This is a genomic window from Streptomyces sp. NPDC020299, from assembly GCF_044387825.1.
Classification (GTDB): Bacteria; Actinomycetota; Actinomycetes; order Streptomycetales; family Streptomycetaceae; genus Streptomyces.
Genome location: NZ_JBIRWL010000030.1, coordinates 22,529 through 37,402, shown reverse-complemented (window position 1 = coordinate 37,402; position 14,874 = coordinate 22,529). Strand labels below are relative to the sequence as shown.

Here is a 14,874-nt window from a genome sequence, read left to right as displayed (position 1 = left end):
TGGTGTGACGGAACCGACCCATGACGAGGCGCACGGCGGCGCGCTGGGCTCCCGCCTGAACTGGCTGCGGGCGGCCGTCCTCGGCGCGAACGACGGCATCGTGTCCACCGCCGGCCTCGTCGTCGGCGTGGCCGGCGCCACGGACTCCCGGGCCGCCCTGCTCACCGCGGGCCTGGCCGGGCTGCTGGCCGGGTCCATGTCGATGGCGGCGGGCGAGTACGTGTCGGTCTCGACCCAGCGCGACTCGGAGATGGCCGCCCTGGCGTTGGAGAAACGGGAGTTGAGGGAGCAGCCCGCGGCCGAGCTGGAGGAGCTGACCGAGCTCCTGCGAGAGCGCGGGCTGTCCCGGGAGGTGGCGCGGGAGGCGGCGGAGCAGCTCACCGCGCGGGACGCGCTGAGGGCCCACGCGCGCGTGGAGCTGGGCATCGACCCGGACGAACTGACCAACCCGTGGCACGCGGCCTGGGCGAGCTTCCTGGCCTTCACCGTGGGCGCCCTGCTGCCGCTGCTGGCGATCGTCCTCCCGCCGGCCGGCCTGCGGCTGGCGGTGACCGTGGCGTCCGTGCTCGCCGCCCTCGTCCTCACCGGCTTCAGCAGCGCCCGCCTGGGTGCCGCGGCGCCGGGCCGGGCGGTGCTGCGGAACGTGGCGGGCGGGGCGCTGGCCATGGGGGTGACATACGCGGCGGGGACGCTGCTGGGCGCGGCGGGGGTGTGAGGGCGCACAGCGGCGACGCGTACCGTGAGGTGCGCCCGACCACTCACTCACGCAGGAAGAAGGAACCCCCGCCATGCGCGCCACCACCATCCACGCCCCGTACGACATGCGCGTGGAGGACGTGCCCGAGCCCGTGGTGCAGCTGCCCACCGACGCCGTCGTACGGGTGCTGCGCGCCTGTGTCTGCGGCAGCGACCTGTGGGCGTACCGCGGCGAGGCGGCCCGGCAGCCGGGGCAGCGCATCGGGCACGAGTTCCTCGGTGTCGTGGAGGGGACCGGCTCCGCGGTGAGCACGGTACGGCGCGGGGACCTGGTGGTCGCGCCCTTCATGTGGTCCGACGGTGTCTGCGACTACTGCCGCGAGGGCCTGACCACCTCCTGCGAGCACGGCGGCTTCTGGGGCTCGGTCGGTTACGACGGCGGCCAGGGCGAGGCCGTCCGGGTGCCGTTCGCCGACGGCACCCTGGTCCAGCTGCCCAAGGAGGCGGCCTCCGACGACCACCTGCTGTCCGCGCTGCTGACCCTGTCCGACGTCATGGGCACCGGCCACCACGCGGCCCTCGGCGCGGGCGCCCGCCCCGGTGCCACGGTCGCCGTCGTCGGGGACGGCGCGGTCGGCCTGTGCGCCGTGCTGGCCGCCAAGCGGCTCGGGGCCGAGCGGATCATCGCCCTCGGCCGGCACCAGGTCCGTACGGACATCGCGCGTCGTTTCGGCGCCACCGACGTCGTCGCCGAGCGCGGGGAGGCGGCCGTCGAGGCCGTCCGCGAGCTGACCCGCGGGCAGGGCGCGCACGGCGTCGTCGAGGCGGTCGGCACCGAGCAGTCCATGCGGACCGCCGTCAACATCGCCCGCGACGGCGGCGCCATCGGCTTCGTGGGCGTGCCGCACGGCAGCGGTACCGGCCTCGACCTCGGCGTCATGTTCGACCGGAACCTCGCGCTGCGCGGCGGAGTCGCACCGGTCCGCGCCTACATCCCCGACCTGCTGCCCGACGTCCTGGACGGCACGATCGACCCGTCGCCCGTCTTCGACATGACGGTCGACATCGAGGGCGTCCCGGACGGCTACAAGGCGATGGACCAGCGCACCGCCCTCAAGGTGCTGGTCACGAACGGCTGACCGGCACCAGCCGACCGTTGGCGTCAGGCCCAGCGGGCGGCGTCCGTCCCCCAGGACACCGGAGGCCGCGCCCAGTCGGCCGGGCCGCCCGCGAAGGACACGGGCGGGCGTGCGTACCGCAGCCGCCCCAGCCGGCTGTCCGTCTCGGCGAGCCAGGCGTCCGGCCCGTCGTACGGCAGGTCACCGTCCGCGCCCGGCGCCGCCTCGTCCGTCAGCCAGCGCGCGGTCCGGGCGAGCGCCAGCCGGACGAGGCGGCCACCGCCGTCGTACGACTGCTCGGTCAGCGCCCGCAGTACGGCCCCGGCCAGCAGATAGCCGGTGCCGTGATCGAGCGCCTGCGCGGGCAGCGCACCGGGCCGGTCGGCCGCCCCCTCGACGGCCGCGATGCCGGTGGCGACCTGCACCAGGCTGTCGAAGCCGCGCCGCCCGCCCCACGGTCCGTACGCGCCCCAGGCCGACACCTGCGCCACGATCAGCCCGGGCCGCCGCTCGGCCAGCGCCTCGGGGGAGAGGCCGAGCCGGTCCAGTGCGCCCGGCCGGTACCCGGTGACCACCACGTCCGCCTCGGCCAGCAGCTCCTCGAAGGCCTGCCGGTCCGTGGCCAGGTCCAGCGTCGCCGACCGCTTCCCGAAGCCGGTGTCGGCGTGCTGGTCGGCCAGTTCGGGCAGCCGCGGGGAGTCCACGCGCAGCACGTCCGCCCCCAGCAGGGCGAGCGTGCGGGTGGCGACCGGGCCTGCGAGGACCCGGGTCAGGTCCAGGACGCGCAGCCCGGCGGCGGGCAGCAGGGGAGAGGCGGCCCCCAGCGGCGGCAGCGCACGCGCGCGTGCCGAGCCCAGCCGCCCGCGCTCGACCAGCGGCCGGGCGGCCACGGCGGCGGCCTGTTCGTGCGCGGCCCACTCCTCGGGCGTACGGAGCGCGACCGCGAGGCCCCCGGCGCCGTACACCGTCTCCTCGACCTCCCGCGCGGGCCGCTCGGCGAGCAGCTCGGCCACGGCCTCCACGGAGGTGTCCTCAGGCAGCCCCAGCGCGCCCAGCAGCCGCGCCCGGTGGTGGGGATAGTTGGCGTGCGTGCGCACCCACCCGTCGGCCGTACGCCAGAATCGCGACAGCGGTGCGAACACGACCGGCGCCCGCCCGTCGACCGTGAGCAGCCGCTCACTGTGAAAGGCGGCCGCCACCGCCCCGTCGTCCACCCCCACCCCGGGCACCTCGACGAGCCCGCCCCGCCGCGCCCCCAGCTCGGCGGCGGCCAGCGCGCACGCGCCCACGCAGGAGCGGGCCATCTCCCGTACGGGAAGGCGCGACTGGAGCGCGCCTTCCCTGATCACGGTGCCGACCCGCGTCAGGAGGGCGGGGTCGCCGCCCAGGGCGGACCAGGTGAAGTTGATTTCCGTCATGACTGCACTATGCAGTATTGACTGAATCAATATATGAACGGGGTTCGTCGATGCCGGGGCTACTTGACCGCGCGCAGCGCGTTGACGACGCCGGACCCGTAGAAGCCGTTGACGTGCTTGCCGCCCACGCAGGTCGCGTCCACGACACCGTCGCCGTCCCCGTCGTACGGGTCGCTCGGGCAGCCGGGGTTGTCCGCCTCGGCCTTGAGCAACGCCTGCAACTGCGCCGGGGTGGCGTGCGGGTGGGCGGACTTCAGCAGCGCGGCCACGGCGGCCACGTGCGGGGTGGCCATCGAGGTGCCCTGGAGGAAGCCGTACTGGTCGTTCGGCAGGGTCGACAGGATGCGGCCGTTCTTGGACGGCGTGTCCGGGATCTGGAACTTGTCGCCGCCGGGGGCCGCCACGTCGACGACGCCCTGGCCGTAGCTGGAGTAGTACGACTTGGCGCCCTTGACGCCGGTCGCGCTCACCGTGACCACGCCGGGCAGCTGGGTCGGCACGTCGAAGCACTTGTGCGGGTCGACCGTCCGGGTCGTGGGCGTCGAGTCGTCGGGGCTGGATGCGTCGACCAGGGCGTCCGAGTCGAGATCGTCGTTGGAGTTGCCCGCGGCGGCCACATTGAGCGTGCCCTTGCGCTGGGCGTACAGCTGGGCCCTGTTGACCGCGTCGACGATGGCACGTTGATCGGGGTCGTCCATGCAGTTGTACTGCCACGGATCAACGTAGTAGCTGTTGTTCGTGACCTCGATGCCGTGATCGGCGGCGAACACGAAGGCGCAGACCACGCTTTCGGGGAAGAACAGCGAGTTCGCGTCCGGCTGGGCCACGGTGATGCTCGAGACCTTCACCCCCGGGGCCACCCCCGCCACGCCTATGCCGTTGCGGGCCGCGGCTATCTCACCGGCGACATGCGTGCCGTGGTAGTGGTCGGCGTCCACCGGCCGCCACGCGCCGTACGTCGTGTCCGCCTTGCCGCTCACACAGTTCGCGGACTGGGAGGCGGAGAAGTTCGGGGCGATGTCCGGATGGGTGTCGTCGACGCCGGTGTCGATGATGCCGACGGTCACCCGTCTGCTGCCCGGGTCGATCCGTGCGGCCTTGTCGGCGCCGATCGCCCGCAGGTCCCACTGGTCGGCCTCCAGCGGTTCCTCGCCCACCGCCGCGCTCTTCGCGAGCTTCGCCGCCTGGGCCTTCGACAGGACCTGCACCGCGCCCTCGTCCGTCGTCCCCGCCGCGCTGAGCGGCGCGGTCCGCGAGGCGCCCGCCGACTGCACTCCGCGCACCGCGCGGATCTGCTTGCCGAAGTCCGGGTTCGCGGAGTGGACGAGGATCACACCGATCCTGTCGTACGTCACCACGACGGAACCGCCGGCCGCCTTGATGGCCTTCTGCACCGACGCGATGGTGCGGCGGTCGGTCCTCGTGTTGACGAGGTACGCGAGGTTCGGGCCGTCCGCCGCGCGCGTCGCCCCAGCCGTCGACGGGGCGGTCGACGCCGCCGACGCCGCCGACGGGAGGAAGCCGAGCGACGCGGTCAGCGACAGCACGACGGGCACGGCGAGGGCGAGCCGGCGTCCGGAGCGCAGATGAGACATGGGATCTCCACATCGTCCGAGGTCATCCGAGAACGAAACCCGCCCGGGACACAGGTGTTTCTCGGGCAGGTACATGACTAGTGGTGCAGGGCGAAGCTATCCCGGCGTCTCGTCGGCCAGCAATGACCACGGGAGACGACTTCCGAAAGAACTCATACGACTTGAACCGGTCCTCGCGTGGCGCCGTGGACCTTCGACGGGGACCCCGAACAGGATCGAGCCCCCCGCCGCAAACCGCCCGCGACACGAGGAGACTCCGTGGCCACCGAGACACCGCCCCCCTCGAAGACCCAGCCCCGACTCCCCTCCACCGAGGAGTTCGCCGCGGTGCAGGAGAGCGCGGAGTTCGGGGAACTGCGCCGCTCCCACCGCTCCTTCGCCTTCCCGCTGACCGTCGCCTTCATCGCCTGGTACCTGCTGTACGTCCTGCTCTCCAACTACGCGGGCGACTTCATGGGCACCAAGGTGGCCGGCAACGTCAACGTCGCCCTCGTGCTGGGCCTCGCCCAGTTCCTCACCACGTTCCTGATCGCCTGGTGGTACGCGCGGCGCGCCGCCGCTGACCTCGACCCCAAGGCGGAGGCCATCAAGTCCCGGATGGAGGGCGGCGCATGAACATCGGGCAGCAGAGCCTGCTGGCGGCCGGCGAGGCGAGTGAGCACCGGACACTGATCATCACCCTGTTCGCGGTCTTCGTCGCCGCGACCCTCGTCATCACCGTCTGGGCCGGCCGCCAGACCAAGGACGCCGCCGACTTCTACGCCGGCGGACGGCAGTTCACCGGCTTCCAGAACGGCCTCGCCGTCTCCGGCGACTACATGTCCGCCGCGTCCTTCCTCGGCATCGCGGGCGCCATCGCCCTCTTCGGCTACGACGGCTTCCTGTACTCCATCGGCTTCCTGGTCGCCTGGCTGGTCGCCCTGCTCCTGGTCGCCGAGCCGCTGCGCAACTCCGGCCGCTACACCATGGGCGACGTACTGGCGTACCGCATGCGCCAGCGCCCCGTCCGCACGGCGGCCGGCACCTCCACGATCGTCGTGTCGATCTTCTACCTGCTGGCCCAGATGGCCGGCGCCGGCGTCCTGGTCTCGCTGCTGCTCGGCATCACCAGCGACGGCGGCAAGATCGGCATCGTGGCACTCGTCGGCCTCCTGATGATCGTCTACGTCACCATCGGCGGCATGAAGGGCACCACCTGGGTCCAGATGGTCAAGGCCGTGCTGCTGATCGCGGGCGCCCTGCTGCTGACCTTCCTGGTCCTGCTGAAGTTCCACTTCAACATCTCCGATCTGCTGGGCAAGGCCGCCGACAACAGCGGCAAGGGCTCCGCGTTCCTCGAGCCCGGCCTGAAGTACGGCGCCACCGGCACCACCAAGCTGGACTTCATCTCCCTGGGCATCGCCCTCGTCCTCGGCACGGCGGGGCTGCCGCACATCCTGATCCGCTTCTACACCGTCCCCACCGCCAAGGCCGCCCGTAAGTCGGTCATCTGGGCCATCGGCCTGATCGGCGCCTTCTACCTGATGACCCTCGCCCTCGGCTTCGGCGCCGCCGCGCTGATCAAACCGGACGAGATCATCGCCTCCAACAAGGCCGGCAACACGGCGGCGCCCCTGCTGGCCCTCCACCTCGGCGGGGTGGACTCCAACTGGGGCGCCATCCTGCTCGCCACCATCTCCGCGGTCGCCTTCGCCACGATCCTCGCGGTCGTCGCGGGCCTGACCCTGGCCTCGTCCTCCTCCTTCGCCCACGACATCTACGCCAACGTCATCAAGAAGGGCCAGGCCACCGAGAAGCAGGAGATCAACGCGGCCCGGTACGCCACGGTCGGCATCGGCGCCGTCTCGATCCTGCTGGGCGCCCTCGCCCGCGACCTGAACGTGGCCGGCCTGGTCGCCCTGGCCTTCGCGGTCGCCGCCTCCGCCAACCTGCCGACCATCCTCTACAGCCTGTTCTGGAAGCGGTTCACCACCTCCGGCGCCCTGTGGTCGATCTACGGCGGCCTGGTCACCGCGGTCGGCCTGGTGCTGTTCTCCCCGGTGGTCTCCGGCAAGGAGACGTCGATGTTCCCCGACGTCGACTTCCACTGGTTCCCGCTGGAGAACCCGGGCATCATCTCGATCCCGGTCGGCTTCCTGCTGGGCGTCGTGGGCACCCTCCTGTCGAAGGAGGCACCGGACGCCGGCAAGTACGCGGAGCTGGAGGTGCGGTCCCTGACCGGAACCGGGGCGCACTGAGCGTGGTACGAGCGGCCGCGTCGTGGGGACGTAGGGCCCCATGACGCGGACGTGTCCACTGTGATGGGATCGGATCTGTGTCGCTGTCAGTGGTGTCGCGTAGGCTCACAAGTGACGGCAGACGAGTGATCGCCACGATCCACCACAGGGGAGGGGTCCCACGTGCTCATCGACACATTCGGCCGGGTGGCCACCGACCTGCGGGTCTCGCTGACCGACCGCTGCAATCTGCGCTGTACGTACTGCATGCCCGAGGAGGGCCTGCAGTGGCTGGCCAAGCCCGACCTGCTCACGGACGACGAGATCGTCCGCCTGATCGACATCGCGGTCACCTCCCTCGGCATCACCGAGGTCCGCTTCACCGGAGGCGAGCCCCTGCTGCGCCCCGGCCTCGTCGGCCTCGTCGAGCGCGTCGCGGCCCTGGAGCCCCGCCCTCAGACGTCCCTCACCACCAACGGCATCGGCCTGGGGCGCACCGCCACCGCCCTGAAGGCGGCCGGCCTCGACCGGGTCAACGTCTCCCTCGACACCCTCCGCCCGGACGTGTTCAAGAGGCTCACCCGCCGCGACCGCCACAAGGACGTCATCGAGGGCCTCCAGGCCGCCCGCGAGGCCGGACTGACCCCGGTGAAGGTCAACACGGTCCTGATGCCGGGCCTGAACGAGGACGAGGCCCCGGACCTCCTCGCCTGGGCAGTGGAGCACGACTACGAACTGCGCTTCATCGAGCAGATGCCCCTGGACGCCCAGCACGGCTGGAGGCGCGAGGGCATGGTCACCGCGGGAGACATCCTCGCCTCGCTGCGCACCCGCTTCGAGCTGACCCCCGAGGGCGAAGGTGAACGGGGTTCGGCCCCGGCCGAACGCTGGCTGGTCGACGGCGGCCCGCACCGCGTCGGCGTCATCGCCTCCGTCACCCGCCCGTTCTGCGCGGCCTGTGACCGCACCCGCCTCACCGCCGACGGCCAGATACGCACGTGCCTCTTCGCCACCGAGGAGACGGACCTCCGCGCCGCCCTGCGCTCCGGCGCCCCCGACGAGGAGATCGCCCGCATCTGGCGCCTGGCCATGTGGGGCAAGAAGGCGGGCGCCGGTCTGGACGACCCGTCGTTCGTCCAGCCGGACCGGCCGATGTCAGCCATCGGAGGCTGACCGGTCAGGTTCAGTGGGTCAGGCCTGCCCGGCCGGCTCCCACTCGGTGAGCAGGACGACGTCCTTCAGGAAACCGCGTACGGAGAGGAACTGCGACAGGTGCTCGCGGTGCTCCTCGCACGCCAGCCACGTCTTGCGCCGCTCCGGCGTGTGGATCTTCGGGTTGTTCCACGCCAGCACCCACACGGCATCGGCACGGCAGCCCTTGGCGGAGCAGATGGGGGTCTCGTCAGTCACGGCTTCGTTCTCACACACGGCAGACAAAAAAGGCGACGCCGAGCAGCCACGGGGGGAGCTGCCCGGCGTCGGTCCGTCGCTCCGACGGGGGATGCGGAGCGCGTACGAAGTATGTCACGGGTAACCCTTCGCCCGGCACTGGAACAGCATGATTGATCTGAGCTTTTCTTGAGCTTGGCGCGGAGCCTACGTCCGCCCGCCGGCCATCGGTGATGGTCACACGGGGTCGGACCGCTCACCCCGTACTCCCGCCGTGGGCTCCGCCGGTACGTCCTCCGGCACGGGTTCCGTCTGCGTGTCGTTCGCGGGCGGAGCGATCATCGGGGGGGTCGGCGCGGTCACGAAGGTCGACGGCAGCCCCGGCGCCCGCTCGCGGCCCGCGTTGGCGACCACCACGGCGATATAGGGCAGGGTCGCCCCGAGCACCAAGGCCACGATCGCCACGTGCCGTTCGACGTTCCAGAGGGTGGCGGCGAGGATCACCGCGACCGTGCGGATCGCCATGGAGATGACGTACCGGCGCTGCCGGCCGCGCACGTCCTCGGCCAGCCCCGTCCGGGCTCCGGTGATCCGGAACACCTGGACGTTGCCGCCGCCATGCTGCTTCCGCATCACATTCCACCATCCGCCCGCATCGGCCTCTCCCCGCCTTCCACGGTACGCCGCGGCTGCGCCGCCTTCGAGACCGGGGCACCCTGCCGCCTGGGCGAACGCGGTCCGCCGGGACGCGTAGGACCGTACATCGCCCGGCCGTACCCGACATGCGTCGTACGGCGGACACGCCGAGACTGGGCGTAGTGCTCACGTCGAGCCGTACGAGGAGGCAGTCATGGGCTGGTTGTGGGCGATCATCGTCGGATTCGTGCTCGGTCTGATCGCCAAGGCGGTCATCCCGGGCAAGCAGCACAGCCCGCTCTGGCTGACCACCATCTTCGGCATCCTCGGCGCCGTCGCGGGCAACGCGATCGCCCGCGCGTTCGGCGTCGGGGCGACCCCGGGCATCGACTGGACCCGGCACCTCTTCCAGCTGGTCGCCGCGATCATCATCGTGGCCGTCGGCGACATGGCGTACATGGCGCTGTGGGGGACCCGGAAGAAGCAGCAGCACGTCTGACCGCGGGTACGCCGGAGGGCGGCTCCCCGCGGGAAGCCGCCCTCCGGCGCGTCTTACAGGCTCGGTGCGTCTCAGGCGCCGGTGACCTCGACCGCCGCCAGGTTCTTCTTCCCACGCCGCAGCACCAGCCACCGCCCGTGCAGCAGGTCCTCCTTCGCCGGAACGGCGTCCTCGGCGGCGACCTTGACGTTGTTCACGTAGGCACCGCCCTCCTTGACCGTGCGCCGCGCGGCCGACTTGCTGGCCACCAGACCGACCTCGGCGAACAGGTCGACCACCGGACCGAGCTCGGCGACCTGGACGTGCGGCACCTCGGACAGGGCCGCCGCCAGCGTACGGTCGTCGAGCTCGGCCAGCTCGCCCTGGCCGAAGAGCGCCTTGGACGCGGCGATCACGGCGGCCGTCTGGCCGGCGCCGTGCACCAGCGTCGTCAGCTCCTCGGCCAGCGCGCGCTGCGCGGCCCGGGCCTGCGGACGCTCCTCGGTCTGCTTCTCCAGCTCCTCCAGCTCCTCGCGGGACTTGAAGGACAGGATCCGCAGGTACGTCGAGATGTCCCGGTCGTCCACGTTCAGCCAGAACTGGTAGAACGCGTACGGCGTCGTCATCTCCGGGTCGAGCCAGACCGCGCCGCCCTCGGTCTTGCCGAACTTGGTGCCGTCCGCCTTGGTCATCAGCGGCGTCGCCAGCGCGTGCACATTGGCGTGCGGCTCCAGCCGGTGGATCAGGTCCAGGCCGGCCGTGAGGTTGCCCCACTGGTCGCTGCCGCCCTGCTGGAGCGTGCAGCCGTACCGCCGGAACAGCTGCAGGAAGTCCATGCCCTGCAGGATCTGGTAGCTGAACTCCGTGTAGCTGATGCCCTGGTCGGACTCCAGGCGGCGGGCCACGGAGTCCTTCGTGAGCATCTTGTTGACACGGAAGTGCTTGCCGATGTCCCTCAGGAACTCGATCGCGGACAGGCCCCCGGTCCAGTCGAGGTTGTTGACCATGACGGCCGCGTTCTCCCCCTCGAAGGAGAGGAACGGCTCGATCTGGTGGCGCAGCTTGTCCACCCAGCCGGCGACCGTCTCCGGGGCGTTCAGCGTGCGCTCCGCCGTCGGGCGCGGGTCGCCGATCAGACCCGTGGCGCCGCCGACCAGCGCCAACGGCCGGTGACCGGCCTGCTGGAGCCGGCGCACGGTGAGCACCTGCACCAGGTGCCCCACGTGCAGGGACGGCGCGGTCGGGTCGAAACCGCAATAGAACGTGACGGGACCGTCCGCGAGCGCCTTGCGCAAAGCGTCCTCGTCAGTGGACAGGGCGAACAGCCCCCGCCACTTCAGCTCGTCGACGATGTCCGTCACGGTTCTCGTATCTCCTTGAGTGGGCGCGTACCAGGTACGAATCAGGTACGAGGTTATACGCCCTGGCTGACAGAGCTCATATTGAAGTCGGGCACCCGCAGCGCGGGCATCGCAGCCCTGGTGAACCAGTCGCTCCATTCCCTCGGCAGCGTCTTTTCCGTGCGCCCGGCCTCCGTGGCCCGCCCGAGCAGGTCCACCGGCGACTCGTTGAACCGGAAGTTGTTCACCTCGCCGGTCACCTCGCCGTTCTCCACGAGGTAGACGCCGTCCCGGGTCAGCCCGGTCAGCAGCAGCGTCGCCGGATCGACCTCGCGGATGTACCACAGACAGGTCAGCAGCAGCCCGCGTCCGGTGGCCGCCACCATCTCCTCCAGGGAGCGGTCCTCACCGCCGTCCAGGATGAGATTGCCGACCGCCGGGGCCACCGGCAGCCCGGTCAGGCCGGCGCTGTGCCGGGTGGTCGTCAGATGCTCGAGCCGGCCCTCGCCGACCCAGTCGGTGCCGCCGACCGGCAGCCCGTTGTCGAACACCGACTGATCGCCCCCGGAGGAGTGCGCGATCACGAACGGCGGGCACTCCAGACCCGGCTCGTTCGGGTCGCTGCGCAGCGTCAGCGGCAGCTCGGTCAGCCGGTCGCCGACACGGGTGCCGCCGCCCGGCCTGGAGAACACCGTCCGGCCCTCGGCCGCGTCCCGGCCGGACGCCGACCACAGCTGGTAGATCAGCAGGTCGGCCACCGCGGTCGGCGGCAGCAGCGTCTCGTAACGGCCCGCGGGCAGCTCGATCCGCCGCTCGGCCCAGCCGAGCCGTACGGCCAGCTCGGCGTCCAGCGCCCCCGGGTCGACGTCCTTGAAGTCCCGCGTGGAGCGCCCCGCCCACGCCGAGCGCGTACGGTCCGGGGACTTGGCGTTGATCTCCAGCGTGCCGTTGGGCTGGTCGTGCCTCAGGCGCAGGCCCGTGGATGTGCCCAGGTACGTCGAGACCAGCTCGTGGTTGGCGAAGCCGTACAGCTCCCGGCCGCCCGCACGCGCGCGTGCGAACGCTTCGCCGAGCGCCGGTGCGAAGTCCGCGAACACGGCGGAGGAGGTCTCGGTGGGGGCGTCCGTGAAGTCCGGGGACTCCGGCACGCCCGTGACCAGCGGCTGCGCGTCCTCGGCGGGCCCGGCGCCGCGAGCGGCGGCCTCGGCGGCCCGCACCAGGGGCTCCAGCTCCTCGGCGGTCACCGCGGACCGCGACACCACACCGGAGGCGGAGCCCTCCTGTCCGTCCACGGTCGCGATCACCGTGAGCGTACGCCCGCGCGTGACGCCGTTGGTCGTCAGCGCGTTGCCCGCCCAGCGCAGGTTGGCCGTCGAGTGCTCGTCGGCGATCACGACGCAGCCGTCGGCCCGCGACAGCTCCAGAGCGCGCTCGACGATTTCGTGCGGCTTGTTGCTACGGGCGCTCATCGACCGGCCTCCTGCGTGGTGTTGAGGATGTTGACGCCCTTGAAGAGGGCGGAGGGGCAGCCGTGCGACACGGAGGCGGTCTGTCCCGGCTGGGCCTTGCCGCAGTTGAAGGCGCCGCCCAGGACGTATGTCTGCGGGCCGCCGACGGCCGCCATGGAGCCCCAGAAGTCGGTGGTCGTCGCCTGGTAGGCGACGTCCCGCAGCTGACCGGTGATCCGCCCGTTCTCGATCTTGAAGAAGCGCTGTCCGGTGAACTGGAAGTTGTAGCGCTGCATGTCGATGGACCAGGACCGGTCGCCGACGACGTAGATGCCCCGGTCGACGCCCCCGATCAGGTCCTCCGTGGACATCCCGGCCGGATCCGGCCGGAGCGACACATTGGCCATGCGCTGCACCGGCACGTGCCCGGGGGAGTCGGCGTACGCGCACCCGTTGGACCGCTCGAACCCGGTCAGTTTCGCGATCCGCCGGTCCAGCTGGTAGCCGACCAGCGTGCCGTCCTTCACCAGGTCCCAGGACTGCGCCTCGACACCTTCATCGTCGTACCCGATGGTCGCCAGTCCGTGCTCGGCGGTGCGGTCGCCGGTCACGTTCATCAGCTCCGAGCCGTACTTCAGCTTGCCGAGCTGGTCGAAGGTGGCGAAGGAGGTGCCCGCGTAGGCGGCCTCGTAGCCGAGCGCCCGGTCCAGCTCGGTGGCGTGCCCGATCGACTCGTGGATGGTCAGCCACAGGTTGGACGGGTCCACGACCAGGTCGTACAGCCCCGGCTCGACGCTCGGCGCACGCATCTTCTCGGCCAGCAGCTCCGGGATCCGCTCCAGCTCGGTGTCCCAGTCCCAGCCGGTGCCGGTGAGGTACTCCCAGCCGCGCCCGACGGGCGGCGCGATGGTCCGCATCGAGTCGAACTCGCCGCTGGACTCGTCCACCGACACGGCGGTCAGCTGCGGATGCAGCCGCACCCGCTGCTGCGTCGTCACGGTCCCCGCGGTGTCCGCATAGAACTTGTTCTCGTGCACGGTGAGCAGCGAGGCGTCGACATGGTCGACCCCCCGCGCCGCCAGCAGCCGCGCGCTCCAGTCCGCCAGCAGCGCCGGCTTCTCCTCGTCGGGCACGCTGAACGGATCGATCTCGTACGACGAGACCCACGTCTTCTCGGCATGAACCGGCTCGCCGGCCAGCTCCACGCGCTCGTCCGCCCCGGCCGCCTTGATCACCTGCGCGGAGAGCTTCGCCATCGCCACGGCCTGCGAGGCGACCTTGGCGGCGGCGTCGAGGCTCAGATCGACCCCGGACGCGAAGCCCCACGTCCCGCCGTGCACGACCCGCACCGCGTACCCCAGGTCGGTGGTGTCCGACGAACCGGCGGGCTTGGCGTCCCTGAGCCGCCACGACGCGCTGCGCACCCGCTCGAACCGGAAGTCCGCGTGCTCGGCCCCCAGCGCCCGCGCACGCGCGAGCGCGGCGTCGGCCAGGGCGCGTAGGGGAAGTGCCAGAAATGACTGATCGACTTCGTGGGGCACGGGTGGGATCCCTCCGGACTACTCGCCTGTGATGACCGTCGCGAGCAGTGAATCACGTCTCACGTAGCGCATTCCTCGGAAATACACACGACTGTTCCTGCCGATACGGCGAGAAGTGAATGGGCGGTCGTACCCCTCGGTGCCGACTGTAGGGATCCGACAGTGAGCGGCGCGAGCCACTGTCGGTGCCCGCTTGCCCCCCGGCGCGGCCGGACCGATAGGTTTTCGAGGGAAGCCGCCTGCCGTCCAGGTGTCCGGGCGGTGTGTCAGACCGCTATCGAAAGGGTGATCCGTTGAGCCGCTCGGTTCTCGTCACCGGAGGAAACCGGGGCATCGGCCTCGCCATCGCCCGCGCTTTCGCCGACGCCGGCGACAAGGTCGCGATCACGTACCGCTCGGGTGAGCCGCCAGCCGGCTTCCTCGCCGTCAAGTGCGACATCACCGACCCCGAGCAGGTGGAGCAGGCCTACAAGGAGATCGAGGAGCAGCACGGCCCGGTCGAGGTCCTGATCGCCAACGCGGGCGTCACCAAGGACCAGCTCCTGATGCGCATGTCCGAGGAGGACTTCACCTCGGTGATCGACACCAACCTCACCGGCACCTTCCGCGTCGTCAAGCGCGCCAACCGCGCCATGCTGCGCGCCAAGAAGGGCCGTGTCGTCCTGATCTCGTCCGTGGTCGGCCTGCTCGGCTCGGCGGGACAGGCCAACTACGCCGCGTCCAAGGCGGCCCTGGTCGGCTTCGCGCGCTCCCTCGCCCGTGAGCTCGGCTCGCGCAACATCACGTTCAATGTCGTCGCCCCCGGCTTCGTCGACACCGACATGACCAAGGCGCTCACCGACGAGCAGCGCACGAGCATCGTGTCGCAGGTGCCGCTCGGTCGTTATGCGCAGCCGGAGGAGATCGCCGCGACGGTGCGGTTCCTCGCCTCGGACGACGCCTCGTACATCACTGGAGCCGTCATTCCCGTTGACGGCGGACTGGGAATGGGTCACTGAT

At 71.2% G+C, this 14,874-nt stretch carries 14 protein-coding genes; 7 read left to right on the top strand and 7 right to left on the bottom strand.

The window, feature by feature from the left end; translation table 11 throughout:
- Nucleotides 1–4 precede the first annotated feature (4 nt).
- Both ACH45E_RS42695 and ACH45E_RS42690 read left to right on the top strand, forming a co-directional pair.
- Nucleotides 5–715: a VIT family protein gene (locus ACH45E_RS42695; protein ID WP_361455422.1), complete on the top strand. Its 711-nt coding sequence runs from the start codon at nucleotides 5–7 to the stop codon at nucleotides 713–715.
- A 73-nt stretch (nucleotides 716–788) separates the two neighbouring features.
- Nucleotides 789–1,835, top strand: a complete 1,047-nt coding sequence (locus ACH45E_RS42690) for a zinc-dependent alcohol dehydrogenase family protein (protein ID WP_361455425.1) — start codon at nucleotides 789–791, stop codon at nucleotides 1,833–1,835.
- A gap of 23 nt (nucleotides 1,836–1,858) precedes the next feature.
- Here ACH45E_RS42690 and ACH45E_RS42685 read toward each other — a convergent pair whose 3' ends face one another.
- Together ACH45E_RS42685 and ACH45E_RS42680 are read right to left on the bottom strand one after the other, a co-directional pair.
- Entirely contained in the window at nucleotides 1,859–3,232 is a 1,374-nt protein-coding gene (locus ACH45E_RS42685) for a CoA transferase (RefSeq protein ID WP_361455428.1), read from the bottom strand.
- Between the two features lie 59 nt (nucleotides 3,233–3,291).
- A complete protein-coding gene (locus ACH45E_RS42680) occupies nucleotides 3,292–4,827 on the bottom strand; it encodes a S8 family serine peptidase (protein ID WP_361455431.1) in 1,536 nt (511 codons plus the stop codon).
- A gap of 258 nt (nucleotides 4,828–5,085) precedes the next feature.
- On the opposite strand from ACH45E_RS42680, the gene ACH45E_RS42675 reads away from it, so the two are divergent.
- The 3 genes from ACH45E_RS42675 (at nucleotide 5,086) to moaA (ending at nucleotide 8,216) form a co-directional block, all read left to right on the top strand.
- Nucleotides 5,086–5,442, top strand: coding sequence for a DUF485 domain-containing protein (locus tag ACH45E_RS42675; RefSeq protein WP_361455434.1), 357 nt, complete (start codon nucleotides 5,086–5,088; stop codon nucleotides 5,440–5,442).
- Complete coding sequence (locus ACH45E_RS42670; protein ID WP_361455437.1) at nucleotides 5,439–7,064, top strand: cation acetate symporter; 1,626 nt, start codon at nucleotides 5,439–5,441, stop codon at nucleotides 7,062–7,064. The genes ACH45E_RS42675 and ACH45E_RS42670 overlap by 4 nt, the downstream gene beginning before the upstream one ends.
- Before the next feature lie 162 nt (nucleotides 7,065–7,226).
- A complete protein-coding gene (moaA, locus tag ACH45E_RS42665; protein WP_361455440.1) occupies nucleotides 7,227–8,216 on the top strand; it encodes a GTP 3',8-cyclase MoaA in 990 nt (329 codons plus the stop codon).
- 18 nt (nucleotides 8,217–8,234) lie between these two features.
- Here moaA and ACH45E_RS42660 read toward each other — a convergent pair whose 3' ends face one another.
- Together ACH45E_RS42660 and ACH45E_RS42655 are read right to left on the bottom strand one after the other, a co-directional pair.
- Nucleotides 8,235–8,453 carry a hypothetical protein gene (locus tag ACH45E_RS42660; protein ID WP_361455442.1) on the bottom strand — a complete coding sequence of 73 codons (219 nt, stop codon included), beginning with the start codon at nucleotides 8,451–8,453 and terminating at the stop codon, nucleotides 8,235–8,237.
- 216 nt (nucleotides 8,454–8,669) lie between these two features.
- Nucleotides 8,670–9,065: a DUF3099 domain-containing protein gene (locus tag ACH45E_RS42655; RefSeq protein WP_361455445.1), complete on the bottom strand. Its 396-nt coding sequence runs from the start codon at nucleotides 9,063–9,065 to the stop codon at nucleotides 8,670–8,672.
- 217 nt (nucleotides 9,066–9,282) lie between these two features.
- Here ACH45E_RS42655 and ACH45E_RS42650 point away from each other — a divergent pair, with 217 nt between their 5' ends.
- Nucleotides 9,283–9,567, top strand: coding sequence for a GlsB/YeaQ/YmgE family stress response membrane protein (locus ACH45E_RS42650; RefSeq protein WP_361455448.1), 285 nt, complete (start codon nucleotides 9,283–9,285; stop codon nucleotides 9,565–9,567).
- Between the two features lie 71 nt (nucleotides 9,568–9,638).
- Here the strand turns inward: ACH45E_RS42650 and tyrS are convergent, their stop codons facing one another.
- The 3 genes from tyrS to ACH45E_RS42635 are packed head-to-tail and all read right to left on the bottom strand — an operon-like array spanning nucleotide 9,639 to nucleotide 13,875.
- Nucleotides 9,639–10,907: a tyrosine--tRNA ligase gene (tyrS, locus tag ACH45E_RS42645; RefSeq protein WP_361455451.1), complete on the bottom strand. Its 1,269-nt coding sequence runs from the start codon at nucleotides 10,905–10,907 to the stop codon at nucleotides 9,639–9,641.
- A gap of 53 nt (nucleotides 10,908–10,960) precedes the next feature.
- Nucleotides 10,961–12,355 (bottom strand): metallopeptidase TldD-related protein, encoded by a 1,395-nt coding sequence (locus ACH45E_RS42640; protein ID WP_361455454.1) that lies wholly within the window; start codon nucleotides 12,353–12,355, stop codon nucleotides 10,961–10,963.
- Complete coding sequence (locus ACH45E_RS42635; protein ID WP_361455457.1) at nucleotides 12,352–13,875, bottom strand: TldD/PmbA family protein; 1,524 nt, start codon at nucleotides 13,873–13,875, stop codon at nucleotides 12,352–12,354. The genes ACH45E_RS42640 and ACH45E_RS42635 overlap by 4 nt, the downstream gene beginning before the upstream one ends.
- A 293-nt stretch (nucleotides 13,876–14,168) precedes the next feature.
- Between ACH45E_RS42635 and fabG the strand changes: the two genes are divergently transcribed.
- Nucleotides 14,169–14,873, top strand: a complete 705-nt coding sequence (fabG, locus tag ACH45E_RS42630; RefSeq protein ID WP_361455460.1) for a 3-oxoacyl-[acyl-carrier-protein] reductase — start codon at nucleotides 14,169–14,171, stop codon at nucleotides 14,871–14,873.
- Nucleotide 14,874: the final 1 nt, after the last annotated feature.